General features: G+C 43.6%; 15 protein-coding genes. 12 read left to right on the top strand and 3 right to left on the bottom strand.

Features of this window, described 5'->3' with window-relative positions:
• From VB836_RS24955 to VB836_RS24920, 8 genes are all read left to right on the top strand, one after another.
• The coding region (locus tag VB836_RS24955) for a hypothetical protein (RefSeq protein WP_323223530.1) at positions 1-573 on the top strand (573 nt) is incomplete at its 5' end.
• Between the two features lie 79 nt (positions 574-652).
• Positions 653-907 carry a hypothetical protein gene (locus VB836_RS24950; RefSeq protein ID WP_323223528.1) on the top strand — a complete coding sequence of 85 codons (255 nt, stop codon included), beginning with the start codon at positions 653-655 and terminating at the stop codon, positions 905-907.
• Positions 908-1,169: 262 nt separating this feature from the next.
• Entirely contained in the window at positions 1,170-2,228 is a 1,059-nt protein-coding gene (locus VB836_RS24945; protein ID WP_323223526.1) for a glucokinase, read from the top strand.
• Between the two features lie 370 nt (positions 2,229-2,598).
• Complete coding sequence (locus VB836_RS24940; RefSeq protein ID WP_323223524.1) at positions 2,599-4,014, top strand: sugar porter family MFS transporter; 1,416 nt, start codon at positions 2,599-2,601, stop codon at positions 4,012-4,014.
• Positions 4,015-4,397: 383 nt separating this feature from the next.
• On the top strand, positions 4,398-5,573 hold the full coding sequence (locus VB836_RS24935; RefSeq protein ID WP_323223522.1) for a transaldolase: 1,176 nt from the start codon (positions 4,398-4,400) through the stop codon (positions 5,571-5,573).
• A gap of 336 nt (positions 5,574-5,909) precedes the next feature.
• Entirely contained in the window at positions 5,910-8,468 is a 2,559-nt protein-coding gene (locus tag VB836_RS24930) for a glycogen/starch/alpha-glucan phosphorylase (protein WP_323223520.1), read from the top strand.
• Positions 8,469-8,587: 119 nt separating this feature from the next.
• The gene (locus tag VB836_RS24925; RefSeq protein ID WP_046279846.1) at positions 8,588-8,959 is read left to right on the top strand and encodes a cyclic nucleotide-binding domain-containing protein; all 372 of its coding nucleotides are present in this window, start codon (positions 8,588-8,590) and stop codon (positions 8,957-8,959) included.
• Positions 8,960-9,098: 139 nt separating this feature from the next.
• Positions 9,099-10,322: an RNA-guided endonuclease InsQ/TnpB family protein gene (locus VB836_RS24920; protein ID WP_323223518.1), complete on the top strand. Its 1,224-nt coding sequence runs from the start codon at positions 9,099-9,101 to the stop codon at positions 10,320-10,322.
• Positions 10,323-10,416: 94 nt separating this feature from the next.
• Here the strand turns inward: VB836_RS24920 and VB836_RS24915 are convergent, their stop codons facing one another.
• Entirely contained in the window at positions 10,417-11,550 is a 1,134-nt protein-coding gene (locus VB836_RS24915) for an ATP-dependent 6-phosphofructokinase (protein WP_046279848.1), read from the bottom strand.
• Positions 11,551-11,917: 367 nt separating this feature from the next.
• Between VB836_RS24915 and gap the strand changes: the two genes are divergently transcribed.
• The 4 genes from gap (at position 11,918) to VB836_RS24895 (ending at position 16,401) form a co-directional block, all read left to right on the top strand.
• On the top strand, positions 11,918-12,937 hold the full coding sequence (gene gap, locus VB836_RS24910; protein WP_046279849.1) for a type I glyceraldehyde-3-phosphate dehydrogenase: 1,020 nt from the start codon (positions 11,918-11,920) through the stop codon (positions 12,935-12,937).
• Positions 12,938-13,143: 206 nt separating this feature from the next.
• A complete protein-coding gene (locus VB836_RS24905; protein ID WP_323223514.1) occupies positions 13,144-13,506 on the top strand; it encodes a DUF1823 family protein in 363 nt (120 codons plus the stop codon).
• Between the two features lie 57 nt (positions 13,507-13,563).
• Entirely contained in the window at positions 13,564-13,695 is a 132-nt protein-coding gene (locus VB836_RS24900; RefSeq protein ID WP_323223513.1) for a hypothetical protein, read from the top strand.
• Between the two features lie 219 nt (positions 13,696-13,914).
• Positions 13,915-16,401, top strand: a complete 2,487-nt coding sequence (locus VB836_RS24895; protein WP_323223511.1) for an ATP-dependent Clp protease ATP-binding subunit — start codon at positions 13,915-13,917, stop codon at positions 16,399-16,401.
• A gap of 376 nt (positions 16,402-16,777) precedes the next feature.
• On the opposite strand, the gene VB836_RS24890 is transcribed toward VB836_RS24895, so the two are convergent.
• Positions 16,778-17,944 carry a zinc-dependent alcohol dehydrogenase gene (locus tag VB836_RS24890; protein WP_323223509.1) on the bottom strand — a complete coding sequence of 389 codons (1,167 nt, stop codon included), beginning with the start codon at positions 17,942-17,944 and terminating at the stop codon, positions 16,778-16,780.
• A 129-nt stretch (positions 17,945-18,073) separates the two neighbouring features.
• A complete protein-coding gene (locus VB836_RS24885; protein WP_323223507.1) occupies positions 18,074-18,796 on the bottom strand; it encodes an SRPBCC family protein in 723 nt (240 codons plus the stop codon).
• Between the last annotated feature and the right edge of the window lie 75 nt (positions 18,797-18,871).

The following is an 18,871-nucleotide window of genomic DNA, read 5'->3' as shown; positions in this document are numbered from 1 at the left end:
GGTTTGGGGGCAGGGGATTTAGGGGGCGGTACCTTTTCATCAGAGAGGGTAAGAAAGGGTAACTTTGCAATCTTACCCAAACATCCTCCTGTCAAATCCCTGAAACCCCTGCGATGCTTAGGTTATCGAACTCAAAAGACAATCATGCAACACATTAAAGACATCCTCGCTAACCTAACCTTCAACTCTCCCAATACCGGAATATTGCATCCGATGGTACAAAATGCGATCGCAAATTCTGGGGTCATGGCTAATACTTTGGGATATTCTATGATCTTGCATATTCCGGCTTCTAAGCTTCCTGAAGCTAAACCCCACATTCATCAACTGATTGAACCCTATGGCGGTTTTAACGCTGTTTTATCCGATGGAAATTGGTTTGATCAACAGAATAATTGTTGGTGTCCTGAACCGATTGTTTTGGTGAAATGTTATATGACGTTGGATGTTTTGCAGCAATATTTAACCGCAACTTTGCAGCAGTCTTATTTGATGGGAAAAGCTTTGGGAGAAAGTGCCATCGCTTTAGAAATTATCCCTAATAACGTGATGTTACTCATCCCGACTCATTAATCTATTGGGTTGTTTCTGTTTGTATTTGTTGGGTTGCGTTCTTTCACTCAACCTACTGTTGAACAAAAAAGAGGTTATTATGATAGTCTGTCCTTACAAAGAAATGAAACATTTGCGATCTTTCCCCTGTACTCGTGAAGAACGGGGAGGCTGGATGTATTGTAGCTTTTGCGGTCAAAAAACTCGCAAAGAAATACTTGTTGATCCGATTGATGCGTTGATTAGTTTTTTTGTGTTTATGTTGATTATTGCGTTGATGGCAAATTCTCTCGGATCTCGTGCAAGTTCGCCCCCAACCACTAACACCAATTGGGATCGGGTTGATTCATTATAAATTCAAACATTCACCCTAGAAACTCGGTTTTTGATAACAGTTTAGGCCCTAACCTCAGAAATCGGGTTTCTAATACATTGCATGAACGACTTTCTGTGTGAATTTAAAGCAATTCATCAAAAATGAATGAATTGGCAGGTTTGAACGGGCCTTTTCAGCGAAACTCATCCCAAAGATACTAGATCCAAGCCGAATCTCTGCTTAAAATGCTCAGACAGTTTGATAAACTACCTATATTAGCGAGATTCGGAGTAATTTAAGCATGACCATTCTGTTAGCCGGAGATATTGGTGGTACGAAGACCATTCTCTGCCTAGTCAAAGCCGAACCCAGCGAGTCTCTAAAACCCCTTCCTTTACTGACAACTCTATACGAACACAGTTACGCTTCTCAAGCCTATTGTGATCTGACTCCCATCGTGATCGAGTTTTTAGACAGTGCTGAAAAAAGTTTAGGGACAAAATACATCCCCGAAAAAGCCTGTTTCGGAATTGCTGGCCCTGTCGTTAATAATACCTGCGATCTCACGAATTTAAGCTGGTTTCTCGACGCGAAACACCTCGAACAAGAATTAAATCTTTCTAAAGTTAAACTGATTAATGATTTTGCTGCCATTGGTTATGGAGTTGTCGGTTTAACCCCAGAAGACTTACGCATTCTACAAGTGGGCGAACCCGATGCAACTGCACCTATCGCTGTTATTGGGGCGGGTACTGGACTCGGTGAAGGCTTTGTTATTCCGACTGCTGGCGCTTATTATGTCTTTTCCACTGAAGGCGGACACGTTGATTTTGCCCCTCGTTCTGAATTAGAATTTCAACTATTAAGCTATGTGCGAGAACTGAACAATATTTCACGAGTTTCGGTTGAACGGATTGTTTCAGGGATGGGAATTGCTGCCATTTATCAGTTTATGCGCGATCGCAATTCTTCCTTAGAAACCCCAGAAATGGCGGAAGTTTTTAAGACGTGGAAACAAGAAATGGGCAAAGGAGAAAAAACCGTTGATCTCGGGGCTGAAATTTCCAAAGCTGCTGCGAGAGATGATTACCTTTGCGAACAAACGATGAAACTATTTGTTGATGCCTATGGGACTGAAGCGGGAAATATGGCTTTAAAACTATTACCCTATGGCGGGTTGTTTATTGCGGGTGGAATTGCTGCAAAAAATCTGGATCTGATGGAACAAGGTATTTTTATGAAAGCCTTTACTTCCAAAGGTCGAATTAGTCCGTTGATGGAAAAAGTTCCAGTTTATATTGTTCTTAATCCTAAAGTGGGTTTAATCGGTGCGGCGTTGTGTGCAGCTCAATTAGTCTGATTATTAACCTCAAAAATGCTTGAAAAGGCGGCTAATTATTCATTCGGTAAACCTGTAGGGGCGGGTTTAAACAGTGAACAGTGACCAGTGAACAGTAACCAGTAACCAGTAACCAGTAACCAGTGACCAGTAACCAGTAACCAGTGATAACTGTAAAAGCTGGTAACTAATAACTAATAACTGTAAACTGTAAACTGTAAAAACTGGTCACTGTAAACTGTAAACTGTAAACTGTAATGAACCCGCCCCTACGCTTGGGATTATTTATTAGTAATTTATAAGATTAATCAATCTATGCGAACCCTATCCTACAGAATTTACCATCAATTATCAGTACAAAATATTCAAGCATTTTATCTTACCTAAAACCATGACTTCTCAACCTGAACATGAAAATCTTAAAACCTCAAGTTCTAGCACAACGTTTGTTATCCTAATTGCCAGTGTAGCCGCTTTAGGTGGCTTTTTATTTGGTTTTGATACTGCCGTAATCAATGGTGCGGTGATTGCGCTGCAAAATCATTTTAACGCCACTCCGGTTGAAATTGGGTTAGCGGTTTCTCTGGCTTTATTGGGTTCGGCGGTGGGTGCCTTTTTTGCAGGGCCAATTGCCGATCGCTATGGACGCGCCAAAATGATGATTATTGCGGCGGTAATGTTTACCCTGAGTGCCATTGGTTCAGGTGTTCCGTTCAATTTAGGGGGGTTTATTGCTTGGCGGTTATTGGGGGGGTTAGGAGTGGGTGTTGCGAGTGTGATCGCCCCTGCTTATATTGCGGAAATATCTCCGGCGCATCTGCGGGGACGTTTGGGTTCTCTCCAACAATTAGCCATTGTTACCGGGATTTTTATCGCTCTTTTAACTAACTTTTTGATTGTTAGTTTCTCGGGTTCGGCTGAAAATCCATTTTTGTTTGGAATTGATGCTTGGCGCTGGATGTTTTGGCTAGAAATTATTCCGGCGATTTTGTATGGGGTGGGGGCTTTAAAAATTCCTGAATCTCCTCGATATTTAGTCGCTCAAGGACAAGAAGCAGAAGCGGCGATTGTTTTAGAAAAGGTGATTGGGGGAAATGTTGCAGCGAAAATTGCTGAGATTCGTCGCACAGTTCAACGAGAACATAAATCTCAATTATCGGATTTAATGAGTCGTCGGGGTGGATTACTTCCAATTGTTTGGGTCGGGATCGGTTTATCGGTTTTTCAACAATTTGTCGGGATTAACGTAATTTTTTATTATAGTAGTGTGTTGTGGCGTTCGGTCGGGTTTACAGAGGCGGATTCTCTATCAGTAACGGTGATTACAGGGATTACTAATATTATTACAACTTTAGTTGCAATTGCGTTTGTGGATAAGTTTGGACGCAAGCCGTTACTATTATTAGGTTCGCTGGGAATGACGATTACATTGGGAACAATGGCGGTTTTATTTAGTAATGCGACTGTTAATGCCAGTGGTGAACCCACGTTAACAGGTTTAGCCGGAATTTTAGCATTATTAGCGGCAAATCTTTATGTCTTTTGTTTTGGTTTTTCTTGGGGGCCGATTGTGTGGGTGATGTTAGGAGAAATGTTTAATAATCAAATTCGGGGAATCGCTTTAGCAGTCGCCGCAGCCGTGCAGTGGGTGGCAAATTTTATCGTTTCGACGACATTTCCACCGTTATTATCACAGTTTGGGTTGGGTTCAGCTTACGGATTATATACAACAGCCGCCGCGATTTCTTTCTTTTTTGTCTGGTTCTTTATTCGGGAAACAAAGGGACTAGAACTTGAGGAAATGTAGACTATCCAAAGTCAAAGGTTGAGGGGTAAGTGAATCGGAGATAGGCGGTTAACCGAGGAATGTTTTTGCACTCCAGAGTAACCCTAAATTTAATTCATCTACTCCGCGTTAATCAAGTACAACAATTGCACAGATTTAACATCTATCTAGAGAATTAAAATAGGTATCAACCGATTCAATTTCACATTCAGACAAGCAGCATCTATCTTTTTCCAACAATATGGGATCAATTTATACTGTAATCTGATTATATTTGTGTTAAGAAAAAAGGTGAAAATACTTAAATCCCAGAATCTAACGTTTTCTTAACCATCTCTGCCAGGGCTTGATAGTATCATCATATTGTGCTTTGAAGATTTAGATGAACTTCACAGGAGCGAAATATGGCGAAAACGTTGCTAGAGCAGTTACGTGAAGTGACCGTTGTTGTGGCAGATACAGGAGACATCAAAGCGATTGAAGTTTTTACGCCGCGAGATGCGACCACAAATCCTTCTCTGATTACGGCGGCGGCTCAAATGAGTGAATATCAAGAAATTGTAGACGATACACTCAAAAAAGCACGTCAAGAGCTAGGTTCCCAAGCAGCGGCGTCAGATGTAGCGACTCTGGCGTTTAAGCGACTGGCGGTTGCCTTTGGACTGAAGATTTTGCAAATTATTCCCGGACGAGTCTCAACCGAAGTTGATGCACGGCTATCTTACGATACAGATGCAACCATTGCTCAAGGTCGTGAACTCATTTCCCAATACGAAGCGGCGGGAATTTCTCGCGATCGCGTATTAATTAAAATCGCTTCAACTTGGGAAGGAATTCGAGCCGCAGAAGTTCTTGAAAAAGAGGGAATTCACTGCAATTTAACGCTGTTGTTTGGACTCCACCAAGCAATTGCTTGTGCAGAAGCCGGAGCCACGCTGATTTCTCCTTTTGTGGGAAGAATTTTAGATTGGTACAAAAAGTCAACCGGACGAGAATCTTATCCGCCTGAAGAAGACCCCGGTGTTGTTTCCGTCACCCAAATTTATAACTACTACAAGAAGTTCGGCTACGAAACCGAAGTCATGGGTGCAAGCTTCCGTAATCTTGGCGAAATTACTGAGTTAGCGGGATGTGATTTGCTGACGATTTCTCCGAATCTTTTGGAGGAGTTGCATTCAACAACAGGGGATCTCCCCCGCAAACTCGATCCGGAAAAAGTAGCTGACATGGAGATCGAAAAAATCTCTCTGGACAAGCAAACCTTTGACCAGATGCACGCTGAAAATCGGATGGCAGCCGAAAAGTTAGAAGAGGGAATTAAAGGTTTTTCTAAAGCTTTAGAAGTTTTAGAACAACTGTTAGCTGAACGACTGACAAATATGGAAAGTGCAGATCCCGTTTCTCAAGCGGCGGCTGAACTTTTCCGGATTTACGATCTTGATGGTGATGGCTACATTACTCGGGAAGAATGGTCAGGAACGGATGCTGTTTTTGATGCGCTCGATGGCAACAAAGATGGTCAGATTACACCTGAAGAAATGGCGGCGGGTTTAGGGGCAGCACATCGGTTAGCTTCCTAATTCTATAGAGCTTTAAACTTCAGATCAAAGATGAACAAGAGTCGCTATTTTTGCGGCTCATTGTTTCAAAATTGATGAGAGTTTCTGTTTCTAGCACTTTGAAGCGATCGGTTATTTGTGAATCGGAAACTTGACTGTTATGGCTCTAGCAGTTTGATTCCTAAACACAACCGATCGCTCTAATATTCAGTATGCAGTTATCCCCAAAAAAAATCTAAATTTAGGCTTGAAAATTTAGAGCTTTAAATTTATAGTGTATTGGGCTACTGTAACGGGTTATTGTTCATAGCCTGAAGTGAAAGATTCAAAAGCAGAAATTCGCCTTCAAAACTAACCATGACTCAAAATCTACCCAACGGAAACCAAATTCATATAGAAGATGATCGCACAGGTATCGATATCGAAACTCTCAAACGAGCGTTTTCAGATAACCTGTTTTATATTCAGGGAAAATTTCCTGAAATTGCCACGAAAAATGATTTTTATATGGCTTTAGCCTATACGGTACGCGATCGCTTATTGCGTCGGTGGCTAAACTCTCAACAAACTTATCTCAAACAAGATGTAAAAATTGTCTGCTATTTATCAGCCGAATTTCTTGTTGGCCCCCATTTGGGTAAAAACTTAATTAATTTAGGAATTGCCGATCAAGTTCGTCAAGCGGTTGAAGAATGCGGATTAAATTTAGATGATTTAATCGAACAAGAAGAAGAACCCGGACTTGGAAATGGCGGTTTAGGACGACTCGCCGCTTGTTATATGGAATCATTAGCGACTCTAGATATTCCGGCGATAGGCTACGGAATTCGCTATGAATTCGGGATTTTTGATCAGGAAATTTGCGACGGTTGGCAAGTCGAAATCACCGATAAATGGCTGCGTTATGGTAATCCTTGGGAAATTCCTCGTACTGAAGCCAGTGTAGAGGTTGGACTGGGCGGTTATACAGAATCCTACTATGATGAACAAAACCGTTATCGGGTGCGTTGGCTTCCCGATCGCACGATTAAAGGCGTTCCTTACGATACTCCAATTTTAGGTTACAAAACCAACACGGCTAATACTCTACGTTTATGGAAAGCGGAAGCCCCAGAATCTTTTAATTTCCAAGCCTTTAATGTGGGTGATTACTACGGTGCAGTTAATCAAAAAACCTACTCTGAAAATATTACCAAAGTTCTCTATCCTAACGATGAACCCATTCAAGGAAAGCAACTGCGTTTAGAACAGCAGTTCTTTTTTGTCTCCTGTTCCTTACAGGATATGATTCGCATTCATCTCTCTAAAGAGAACAGTTTAGACAACTTTGCTGACAAATTTGCCGCCCAACTCAATGACACTCATCCTTCAGTGGGAGTGGCTGAGTTAATGCGATTATTGATGGATGTGCATGATTTAGAATGGGAACAAGCTTGGGAAATTACTCAAAAAACCTTTGCCTACACCAACCATACTTTATTACCAGAGGCTTTAGAAAAATGGTCGTTGAGTTTGTTTGGTTCTCTGCTTCCCCGTCATCTAGAAATCATCTACGAAATTAATCATCGTTTTCTCAATGGAATTCGCACTCTCTATCCAGATAATCCCGGTAAATTATCCTACTTTTCGTTGATTGATGATAGTGGGGAAAAATACGTTCGCATGGCTCATTTAGCCTGTGTGGGTTCTCATGCGATTAATGGCGTTGCGGAATTACATACTGAATTGCTGAAAAAAGATGTATTGCGGGGTTTCTATGAACTCTGGCCGCAGAAATTTAGCAATAAAACGAATGGAGTTACACCCCGTCGTTGGATGGTTTTATCGAACCCCGAACTGACGCAATTAATCACCTCAAAAATCGGGGATACTTGGATTAAAAATTTAGATGAACTGCGAAGTTTAGAACCTTTTGCTGATGATCCGGCTTTCCGAGAAGCTTGGCGACAGATGAAAAAACAGGTGAAAGGTCGGTTAGCTCATCGCATTCAACAACGCTGTGGAATAACGGTTGATCCGAACTATTCTCTGTTTGATGTTCAGGTGAAACGCATTCACGAATACAAACGCCAACATCTCAATGTTCTGCACATTATTACCCTTTACAACCGCATCAAGAAAAATCCTAACATTGATATTGTTCCCCGCACGTTTATCTTTGGTGGAAAAGCAGCACCGAGTTATTTTATGGCAAAGTTGATTATTAAATTAATTAACTCTGTCGCTGAAGTTGTGAATAATGATCCTGATGTGCGGGGACGCTTGAAAGTGGTGTTTATTCCCGACTACAATGTGACGAACTCTCAACTTGTTTATCCGGCGTCTGACTTATCAGAACAGATTTCAACTGCCGGAAAAGAAGCTTCAGGTACCGGGAATATGAAGTTTTCTCTTAACGGAGCCTTAACCATTGGAACCCTTGACGGGGCGAATGTAGAAATTCGTCAACAGGTAGGAGAAGAAAACTTTTTCCTCTTTGGTTTGAAAACTGATGAAGTTTACCAAATGAAGTCTCAAGGCTATAATCCTTGGGAGTTTTACAGTTCTAATGGGGTCTTGCGAGAAGTCCTTGATCAAATTTCATCCGGTTACTTTTCTCCTGGAGATTCCAACCTGTTCAAACCTCTGGTAGACTCTCTGCTATACCATGATGAATATTTGCTGCTGGCTGATTATCAGTCCTATATTGACTGTCAAGATCGGGTCAGTGAAGCTTATCGGGACTGGGACAACTGGACAAGGATCTCGATTCTCAATACCGCCCGTATGGGTAAGTTTTCCAGCGATCGCGCCATTCGAGAATATTGTCAAGATATCTGGAATGCTTCATCGGTTCCGGTTGAACTCGAAGAATATGTTCAAGCCAAAGCCAGTTTCTATGTCGATCCCAATCAATTGCTGACAACCAGCTATTAAATTCGGGTTCGGCTAACCGTTGAAGGCAAGTTAAAGGTCACTCAATCATAGACGTTTGACTGCCTTCTCCTGAGTAAAACTGACAACAAAAACTGTAAAAATTTCAGGACATTAAACTCATGTTAGAACCGTTACAAAGCGTTATGATTTTCAAAAAAAACTGCGAACCCCATAAGGTTGCAGCCGGAGAAGTGATTTTTTCACAAGGTGAAGTGGGTCATGTGATGTACGGCATTATTGAAGGGGAAGTGCAGTTTTCGGTTGATGGGAAAAATACAGAATCTTTGAAAGCGGGAGATGTGTTTGGAGAGGGAGCGTTAGTGAATCCCGATCATAAACGACGCTCTACTGCTACAGCGAAAACTGATTGTGTACTCGCAATTTTAGACAAAGAACGTTTTATGTTTGCCGTCCAACAAACGCCGATGTTTGCTTTAGAAGTAATGAGAAGTTATTCTGACCGAGTGAATGCCCTCAGAAATTTAATTTAACTAATCCGACGGGAAGTCCCCCACCATATCTGTACTCAGATTGGTGGTGGGATGAAAGTCGGGGAAAACGGAGGAACGTAGTTTTCCAAGTCTTGATCTAGTTACTGCTTTGTGTATAATGCAGTAAGGAGGTATTAAGATGCTACATAAAGCGGTCAAGACTCGACTTTATCCAACACCAAATCAGCAGGTATTGCTGTCTCAGCACTTTGGTTGTGCTAGATGGTGGTGGAATTACGGTCTAAATAAGTCAATCGAAACTTATAAAGAAACGGGAAAAAGCCTTGGTCAGGCAGCACTTAATGCCTTCTTACCAAAACTCAAAAAAGCGAAAGAAACGATATGGTTGTCTGAATGCTATAGCCAAGTATGCCACGCAACGACGCTCAATCTAACAACAGCCTACAAAAACTTTTTTGCAGGACGTGCTAGGTTCCCTCGTTACAAGTCGAAGCATGGTAAACAGTCAATTCAGTATCCTCAAAACGTCAAAGTGCTGGATGGATTTGTCCAGTTCCCTGGCAAAGTTGGGAAAGTTAAAGCCAAATTACACAGGGATATAGAAGGAAAAATAAAGACTGTAACAGTTAGTCTAGACCCATCAGGTAAATATTTTGCGTCGATATTAACTGAAATCGAAGGTGAGAATCCTCCGTGTTCAACAGAGGGTAAGATAATTGGGGTTGACTTAGGATTAACTCATTTTGCTATCACCAGTGACGGCAATAAAGTATCTAAGTATGGCAGCCCCAGACACCTGGCTAAACATGAGAAGAATCTCAAACGCAAGCAACAGAAGCTAGCTAGAAAACAAAAAGGGAGTAATTCAAGGAATAAAGCGAGAAAAACTGTAGCCAGAGTGTACGAACGGGTAACAAAATCCCGTCAGGATTTTCTACATAAGTTATCAAGAAAACTCGTCAATGAAAACCAAGTTGTCGTAGTAGAAAATCTTCATGTCAAAGGCATGGTACGCAATCACAATTTAGCCAAAGCTATTTCTGATGCAGGATGGGGAACATTTACCAATTTTTTAGCCTATAAACTAGAACGCAAAGGCGGGAAGTTGATAGAGATTGACCGATGGTTCCCCAGTTCAAAACTTTGCTCTAACTGCTATTATCAGATTGATAATTTACCGCTTGATATTAGAGAGTGGATTTGTCCCAATTGCGGTACTCGTCACGACCGTGATGGTAATGCAGCAACGAATATTAGAGCGGAAGGCATCAGAATACTACAAACGGATGGAACAGCCGTTTCTGCTAATGGAGGGGAAGTAAGACCAAAGTTGGGACGTAAGTCCGTTCTGAGGCATTCCCCCACGATATTAGAAGCCGACACTACAATCGCTTCGATTTAGTGTTGGTAGTTCACGTTACTGGTCACTGTTAGGGGCGGGTTTATATCAGTTGTAAATTTGTGGCATAAATTTCTACGGAGGCGCGCCCCTACGCTCACTGGTCACTATAAACTGTCTCTCCAGTTCCTACAGATCGCGCTATGGGTTCGACGATCGCAGTTTCTTCGCCGATATAGATGTCCAGCGATCGCGCGGTTTCGGCCCAAAAACCCTTCGGATCGACGAGTCGCGGACTGTCAGCAAACACATCATCTAAAGGAACCGTGACAATGCTATCGTTATGCCAAGCCACCATCACACCGTAGTTTTCGCTCGCTACCAAGTCAACGGCATATTTCCCGAAACCTGTGGCAATTAACCGATCTAACGCCGAAGGTGCGCCCCCCCGTTGCACATGACCTAAAACGGTGACACGGGTTTCTACGCCCACTCGTTGTTCAATTTCTGTGGCAATATATTCACCAATGCCTCGCAGTCGCACTTCTCCCAAGGCGTCTTTGTAATATCTGCCCTCACCTTCTGCGGTTTTTGCCCCTTCTGCGACGACAACAATGGCGAATTTACGTCCACACAGGGTTCGCAGGTGTTGAATTTGTTTGCATAGACTGTCGAGGGAGTAGGGAATTTCTGGAATTAAAATGGCATCGGCACCGCCCACAATACCGGAATGCAGGGCTAAATGTCCGGTAGTGCGTCCCATGACTTCGACAACCATGACGCGATCATGGCTGGCTGCCGTGTAGCTGAGGCGATCTAAGGCATCTAAAATCGTAGAAACGGCGGAATTAAAGCCGATGGAGAGGACGGTATGGGCGACGTCGTTATCAATGGTTTTGGGAACTGCGACTAAATTCCAGTTTCCCCGTCGGGCGAGGTTTTGCAGCAGGGCTAAACTGCCATCTCCGCCGATCGCAATTAACGCATCGAGTTCTAAGTCGTGATAGCCTGCTATAATTTCTGCGGATTGAGCTTCTGTGTGGCCTTTGTTGAGTGAACCTAAGATGCTACCTCCCATACTGAGTAAAGGATCGGTTCCGTGTCGTTCGATGCCATACTGATTCAAAACTACGCTTTTGCGTTCGAGTAGTCCCTGAGTGGCGTAGGGAATGCCCCGCACTTCCCAGTTGTATTGTGTAGTCGCGTAACTCACGACGGCGCGAATCACTGCATTTAACCCTGGGCAATCTCCGCCACTGGTAAGAATGCCAATTCGTTTGCGTTGATTCATTATTTTATGATGCAAACAGCGATTATTTCCTCACCAAATCTATGGTATCCTGAAATGTTTAATCGGCTGAATTCACTTGGTTTTTTGTATTTTTTCTTAATGACTATTTAACGAAAGATTTCCCTAGATAATTTGACAAAAATAAAAGAATGTGATAGGGAAATTGCAACATTGAAATCAAGTCTGCCGTTTTTCGAGGTTAGACCCTTGAACCGTTGTCCTTTGATTGGGCTATAACCCGTTCACTCCCTTGTTAAAAAATCACGAAGAACCCCGGCAAGCTGCCATCAATTATGTTACAGTCTATCCAGAAAATTGCGCTCAAAATTGCCAAGACGCAGCATTAAATTACGAGGAGTTTTTAATTATGGCTATAAAAGTCGCGATTAATGGATTTGGTCGCATTGGACGTTTAGTTGTTCGTTCAGCTATCAAAAATCCGAACATTGAGTTTGTTGCCATTAATGACCTCGTTCCTGCTGACAATTTAGCTTATCTGTTCAAGTACGATTCGACTCACGGTAAACTTGAAAGCGAAGTTGTCGCTAAAGATGATAGCATCGTTGTTGATGGACATACCATTCGCTGCACTTCCGTCAGAAATCCCGCCGAACTGCCTTGGAAGGATATGGGAGTAGATTATGTGGTTGAGTCTACGGGATTATTCACCGATTATAACGGCGCTTACAATCATATTACCGCAGGCGCCAAACGGGTGATTATTTCCGCTCCCACAAAAGACCCCGACAAGGTAAAAACGTTGTTAGTTGGTGTTAACCATGAGGAATTTACCACCGATCATTTAATCGTTTCTAACGCCAGTTGTACCACAAACTGTTTAGCCCCGGTTGCTAAAGTCATTCAAGATAACTTTGGTTTAACAGAAGGCTTGATGACAACGGTTCACTCGATGACTGCCACACAGCCAACGGTTGATGGCCCGAGTAAAAAAGATTTTCGCGGGGGACGCGGTGCAAGTCAAAATATTATTCCGGCTTCTACTGGGGCGGCGAAAGCGGTAACATTAGTATTACCGGAATTAAAAGGCAAATTAACCGGGATGGCGTTGAGAGTACCGACTCCTAATGTTTCCGTCGTAGACTTAACGTTTAAAACTGAGAAATCGACCAGCTACAAAGAAATTTGTGCCGCGATGAAAGAGGCCGCAGAAGGATCGATGAAAGGGATTTTGGGTTATACAGAAGACCCCGTTGTTTCTAGTGATTTTATTACGGATTCTCACTCGAGTATTTTTGATGCTGATGCGGGAATAGAGTTGAATTCTAACTTCTTTAAAGTCGTTTCTTGGTATGATAACGAGTGGGGTTATTCTTGCCGTGTGGTTGATTTGATGTTGTCAATGGCTGAAAAAGATGGAATGTTGTAGATGATTTTGGAGGGAAAATTGAGAATACAAAAGCTGAAAATTTATTTGATTCTCTTTTCCCTCTTGAAAGTTTGCCAATGATCAAAGCCGATCAATTGCTCAAAAAAATATTAAACGAAAGCCAATGTAGTGAAATTTGAGAAACAGCGATCGCGCCAATCCGATTAAACTATAAATAATGCTCTTGTTGTCTTTCATCTCAAACTATGTCCGAACTTCCCCCACTCAACACTGATACGATTTGGGCTATCCTGAACGAAGAACTTGATGATGCGACTGTTAATCAACTGGTTTGGTATTATTTGGGTTATCGCTACAACTCAGACACCCAAAAATGGGATATTACCACAGTTGAACCCAATTGGCAAGAGGAGTATCCCGAACCTCCTGATTTTATCGATAGTCGTCCTGCAACGGTGAAACTGACTCGTTCTATCCCCAAAGAACATAAACAATTACTCAAAGAACAATTAGGGTTTACCGGATACAAAGTCGGTGAGTTCACCCCCGCCCAAGCCCGTCGCGCCACAGCCGCTAATTGGCTATTACACAAAATGCAGCCCGCCTAAACAGTGAAAAGGTTACAGGGTTCCGGGGGTTCCGGGGGAGATCACAAACAAACTGATATGGCGCTACGCGCAGCTCATGTGGCAAAAGGCAAAAGGCAAAAGGCAAAAGGCAAAAGGCAGGCAAAAGGCAAAAGGCAACAGGCAAAAGGCAAAATTGTTAACTGGTCACTGGTAACTGGTCACTGGTAACTGTCTTCACTGGTCACTGGTCACTGATAACTGATAACTGTTTCTGAGCCGTTCGGTAGATTACGGCTCTCCTCACTGTATCCTAGTCTAAAATAACGGTAGAGTAAAAATAACGAACAAGTACACAAAAATTTACATCGGTCAGATTTTAAAACCCTCTCTGATCTAGCAACTCCGAATAGGAGAAGCCACAAGCTCTATAGGTGGAATCGAAAAATCATGTTTGAATACTTTTCAGATAAAGCTATTAAGGTGGTGATGCTGTCTCAAGAAGAGGCACGTCGCTTAGGACACAACTTTGTCGGTACGGAACAACTACTGTTAGGGATTCTGGGAGAAGGAACCAGTGTCGCAGCTAAACTGTTGTCCGATAGAGGTGTCACCCTCGAAGACGCACGGCGAGAAGTCGAATCAATCATTGGACGAGGTTCGGGCTTTATCCCCGCAGAAATTCCCTTTACGCCCCGAGCCAAGCGGGTTTTTGAAAGTTCGCTGCAAGAAGCTCGTCAACTGGGAAACAACTATATCGGTTCAGAACACATCTTACTGGGATTATTGCAGGACGAAGAAGGAGTCGCCGCAAAAGTTATAGAAAATTTTAGCATTGACCGAGGCAAACTCCGCACGGACATCATTAAAGCCTTGGGTGAGGAAAATGCCGCCTCGGTTTCATCAGGGGGTCGTGCTTCAGGAAACAAACGCACCGTTACTCTCGATGAATTTGGCACCAATTTAACTAAATTAGCAGCCGAAGGCAAACTCGATCCCGTTGTAGGTCGGGAACGGGAAATTGAACGGGTGATCCAAATCTTGGGACGTCGCACCAAAAGTAATCCCGTATTAGTCGGTGAACCCGGTGTGGGAAAAACCGCGATCGCTGAAGGGTTAGCCCAACGGATCGTTCAAGAAGATGTTCCTGAGATCTTAGCCGACAAACAAGTGATTAGCTTGGATATGGGGTCGCTGGTTGCAGGAACTCGGTTTAGAGGCGAATTTGAAGAACGACTCAAAAAGATCGTTGAAGAAATTCGCTCGGCTGGAAATATTATCCTAGTCATTGACGAAATTCACACCATTGTCGGAGCGGGTGCCATAGAAGGCAGCATGGACGCTGCTAATATGATGAAACCCGCCCTAGCACGGGGCGAATTGCAGTGTTTGGGTGCAACCACCCTCGATGAATACCGCAAGCATATCGAACGAGATGCAGCCCTAGAACGACGGTTCCAGCCTGTGATGGTGGGTGAACCCAGTGTTGAAGATACCGTTGAAATTCTGTTTGGTTTGCGTCCAGCTTATGAGCAACACCATCGCTTAACCATCTCCGATCAAGCCTTGTACGCCGCAGCAACATTATCCCATCGTTACATTAGCGATCGCTTCTTACCCGATAAAGCCATTGATTTAATTGACGAAGCGGGTTCTCGTGTGCGGGTGATGAACTCTAAACCCTCGCCTGAAACTCAAGAACTCAAGCGGGAATTGTCTAATATTATCGGTCAAAAAGAAGATGCGGTGAAAGCTCAGGACTTTGAGAAAGCCGGAAAATTACGCGATCGCGAAATCGAACTCAAAGATCAAATCGAAGCGATTGTTAAACAAAAAGACAGTAGCAAACCTGATCGCCAACTGATTGTTGACGAAGAAGATATTGCTGAAATATTAGCCGCTTGGACGAGTATTCCCGTTAGCAAACTCACCGAGTCTGAGTCTCAAAAACTGTTAAACATGGAAGAGACTCTCCATCAGCGCCTGATTGGTCAAGATGAAGCCGTTAGCGCGGTTTCACGGGCGATTCGACGGGCGCGAGTGGGCTTGAAGAACCCTAACCGTCCGATTGCCAGTTTCGTCTTCTCAGGGCCGACTGGAGTGGGTAAAACTGAGTTAACTAAAGCCTTGGCTGGCTATTTCTTCGGTTCAGAAGAAGCGATGATTCGCTTAGATATGTCCGAATATATGGAACGTCATACGGTGTCGAAGTTAATTGGTTCACCGCCTGGATATGTGGGTTTTGATGAAGGCGGACAATTAACCGAAGCAGTGCGGCGTCGTCCTTACACGGTGGTGTTGTTTGACGAGATTGAAAAAGCACACCCCGATGTGTTTAATATGTTGCTGCAAATTCTCGAAGACGGACGGTTAACGGATGCCAAAGGACGCACCGTAAGCTTCAAGAATACCTTGATTATTATGACCTCTAATATTGGGTCAAAAGTCATTGAAAAAGGTGGCGGCGGAATTGGTTTTGAATTTGGCGCTCCCGGAGAAGATTTGCAGTATACTCGCATTCGGAACTTGGTGAATGAAGAATTGAAGCAATATTTCCGTCCTGAATTTCTCAATCGTTTGGATGAAATTATTGTTTTCCGTCAATTACAACGGGAAGAAATTCGTCAAATTGCCGATATTATGCTGCGGGAAGTCTTCAACCGTTTGCGTGAAAAAGGCATGACGATTGAAGTCACTGAGAAATTTAAAGAACATCTGATCCAAGTGGGTTATGATCCCAGCTACGGTGCCAGACCGATGCGCCGGGCGGTGATGAGTCTGTTAGAAGATGCCTTAGCTGAAGCGATGTTATCGGGTATCTTAACAGAAGGACATCATGCGATCGTTGACATGGATGAGCAAGGAAAGGTTAAAGTTTCTCCTGCTGAACGTCAACCGGAAGATCTGTCGGAGTACGCTGTTACAACCCATCGTTAATTGATCATTCTGAATTAATTTTAGGCGACATCTGTACAGGTGTCGCTTATTTTTTTAAAATGTATTTCTTGATCTCTGTTTATTGTGGTGTCAAACAAAAAGCGATCGCCATCAGATATTTCCGTTCCCTGTCAATGCTTCGGCGTTGGTTTGCGAGGGGAAACAGCTATTATAGCGGTGTGCGCTCGTATGAGGTACGAACCAGAAACCCGGTTTCTGCTAGAAACCGGGTTTCTACCCAATCGGTGTTGTACCTCACAGAACTGAAAACAGCTATGATCATCCTCAACTGAAGAATCTTCGCCATCTCCCATCAATCGATTTTCTCCTAGAACATTTGGGGGTGCGGACATTTTTGGGGTTCTAGCCCTTTCAACTAAGGCTTAAGAACAACTTTAATACAGTTGTCTTTCTTATCCTTAAAAATCTTGTAGGCGTGAGGAGCATCTTCTAAATTGAGGCGGTGGGTAATGATAAAAGAAGGATCAATTTCGCCGTTTTGAATACGCTCCATCAGGGGATGTAGATAACGATGAACATGAGTTTGTCCGGACTTCAGCGTTAACGCTTTATTAACAACTGCTCCCATCGGCATACTGTCAACAAAACCGCCATAAACACCCGGAATAGAAACCGTTCCCCCCTTCCGACAAGCAACGATCGCCTGTCGCAGTGCATGGGGGCGTCCAGTTTCCAGACGAACCGCCTGTTTCACCTTATCCACCAGCCCCATTGCATCGACACCATGCGCCTCTAAACCCACTGCTTCAATACAGCGATCTGGCCCCCGTCCGCCTGTCATTTCCTTCAAGGCTTCTCCGGCATCAACCTCTTCAAAGTTGATAATCTCAGCGCCACCCTCTTGTGCCAATTGTAAACGTTCCGGTACACAGTCAATCGCGATCACCCGTTCGGCCCCCAACATTAAGGCGCTGCGAATGGAAAACTGTCCGACCGGGCCGCATCCCCAAACCGCCACAGTATCGCCCGGTTCAATATCGCAGTTTTCTGCTGCCATATAACCTGTAGGAAAAATATCGGTTAAAAACAGAACTTGTTCATCGCTCAAACCATCGGGAACTTTCATCGGCCCAACATCGGCAAACGGTACACGGGCATATTCCGCTTGTCCGCCTGCGTAACCTCCCAACAGATGAGAATAACCATAGATACCAGAAGGTGAATGGCCGTACATCTTCTCAACCATCCAACTATTCGGGTTTGTATTATCGCAGAGTGACCATAGATCCCGCTTACAAAAGAAGCAGCCTCCACAAGAAATGGTAAAAGGCACAACCACGCGATCGCCAATTTTCAGCTTTTTCACATTAGGGCCTACTTCAACCACTTCTCCCATAAATTCATGGCCTAAAATATCTCCCGATTTCATCGTGGGAATATAGCCATTATAAAGGTGCAAATCTGAACCACAAATGGCTGTTGAGGTGATTTTAATAATGGCATCACTGGGATTCAAAATACTAGGATCGGGAACCGTATCAACCCGAACATCGTGGGTGCCGTGCCAACAAACTGCTTTCATAATCTCTTTTCTCCGTAACTCTAAATCATCGTTTTGTGTGGGGGTGTCTAAAATCAAACTGAGATGAAATCACAAAAATCATCCCAGAGAACAGATATCCTAGATCGCAAAATTAGGCGATTTCAAAGATTACGAACCTTGGGGTTGCCCTTCTGTGGTGGCAATTTCTCCAGCTTCCATCAACTGCTTGAAACGACTTAACATCTGACCTAATTGTTGTTCGGGTTCAGCACCAAATAACTTGGCAATATTGGCTGTCATCGCACCGCCAGGGGGGTTGTATTCCATCACAACTTTTACCTCTGTTCCCCGGCCGCCTGTTGCCGGACGAAACCGCACAAACCCGGAATGATCGATATCAGCACCCTCAACGGAAGTCCAAGCAATCAACTCGTTCAGGCAATCATTGACAACGAGGGCATCCCATTCGATAGGAGTATCGATAACAGGGGTTTTAGCAACCCAGTGAGAGCGTTGTTCGTCGTAAACGGTAACGGACTGAAGGTAATCAGTAAAGGTGGGTAAATTCTCAAAATTGCGCCAATAGTTGTAAAGTTCTTCGGCAGGTTTATCGATGATCACGGTTTTCTCAACACTGATGCGCTGGTCTTTATTCGCTTCTGTCGCCTCATCGAGTTTCTGCTGCACTTGCTTGACGGTGCTTTGATTTTTTGCCCCTTGGAAGACCAAACCGCCCCCAACTAAGGACATGAGTATACCCCGAAGCGATCGCTGTTTTAAGCCCATCAGCACAAGGGCGCTACCGCCCACCAGTGAAGCCCAACGTTCGGTATCACCTGCTGTATTTTCGGATGGCTGCTGAGAGCGATTGCTATCAATTATCTTTTCCATTTCACTCTACTCAATCAATGTTGTTGTCAGCATATAAAACTCAGCAGCTCCTGCAATCGCCCGAATGGTAGAAAG

The sequence above is a fragment of the Limnoraphis robusta BA-68 BA1 genome (assembly GCF_034932365.1).
Lineage (GTDB): Bacteria > Cyanobacteriota > Cyanobacteriia > Cyanobacteriales > Microcoleaceae > Capilliphycus > Capilliphycus robustus.
This window is presented reverse-complemented; position numbering and strand designations above follow the sequence as displayed.

Coding starts and splice junctions, on each gene's coding strand:
- VB836_RS24885 (WP_323223507.1), bottom strand. CDS start 18,796: ATGGAAAAGATAATTGATAGCAATCGCTCTCAGCAGCCATCCGAAAAT.
- gap (WP_046279849.1), top strand. CDS start 11,918: ATGGCTATAAAAGTCGCGATTAATGGATTTGGTCGCATTGGACGTTTA.
- VB836_RS24890 (WP_323223509.1), bottom strand. CDS start 17,944: ATGAAAGCAGTTTGTTGGCACGGCACCCACGATGTTCGGGTTGATACG.
- VB836_RS24900 (WP_323223513.1), top strand. CDS start 13,564: ATGGCGCTACGCGCAGCTCATGTGGCAAAAGGCAAAAGGCAAAAGGCA.
- VB836_RS24895 (WP_323223511.1), top strand. CDS start 13,915: ATGTTTGAATACTTTTCAGATAAAGCTATTAAGGTGGTGATGCTGTCT.
- VB836_RS24940 (WP_323223524.1), top strand. CDS start 2,599: ATGACTTCTCAACCTGAACATGAAAATCTTAAAACCTCAAGTTCTAGC.
- VB836_RS24905 (WP_323223514.1), top strand. CDS start 13,144: ATGTCCGAACTTCCCCCACTCAACACTGATACGATTTGGGCTATCCTG.
- VB836_RS24930 (WP_323223520.1), top strand. CDS start 5,910: ATGACTCAAAATCTACCCAACGGAAACCAAATTCATATAGAAGATGAT.
- VB836_RS24935 (WP_323223522.1), top strand. CDS start 4,398: ATGGCGAAAACGTTGCTAGAGCAGTTACGTGAAGTGACCGTTGTTGTG.
- VB836_RS24915 (WP_046279848.1), bottom strand. CDS start 11,550: ATGAATCAACGCAAACGAATTGGCATTCTTACCAGTGGCGGAGATTGC.
- VB836_RS24925 (WP_046279846.1), top strand. CDS start 8,588: ATGTTAGAACCGTTACAAAGCGTTATGATTTTCAAAAAAAACTGCGAA.
- VB836_RS24945 (WP_323223526.1), top strand. CDS start 1,170: ATGACCATTCTGTTAGCCGGAGATATTGGTGGTACGAAGACCATTCTC.
- VB836_RS24950 (WP_323223528.1), top strand. CDS start 653: ATGATAGTCTGTCCTTACAAAGAAATGAAACATTTGCGATCTTTCCCC.
- VB836_RS24920 (WP_323223518.1), top strand. CDS start 9,099: ATGCTACATAAAGCGGTCAAGACTCGACTTTATCCAACACCAAATCAG.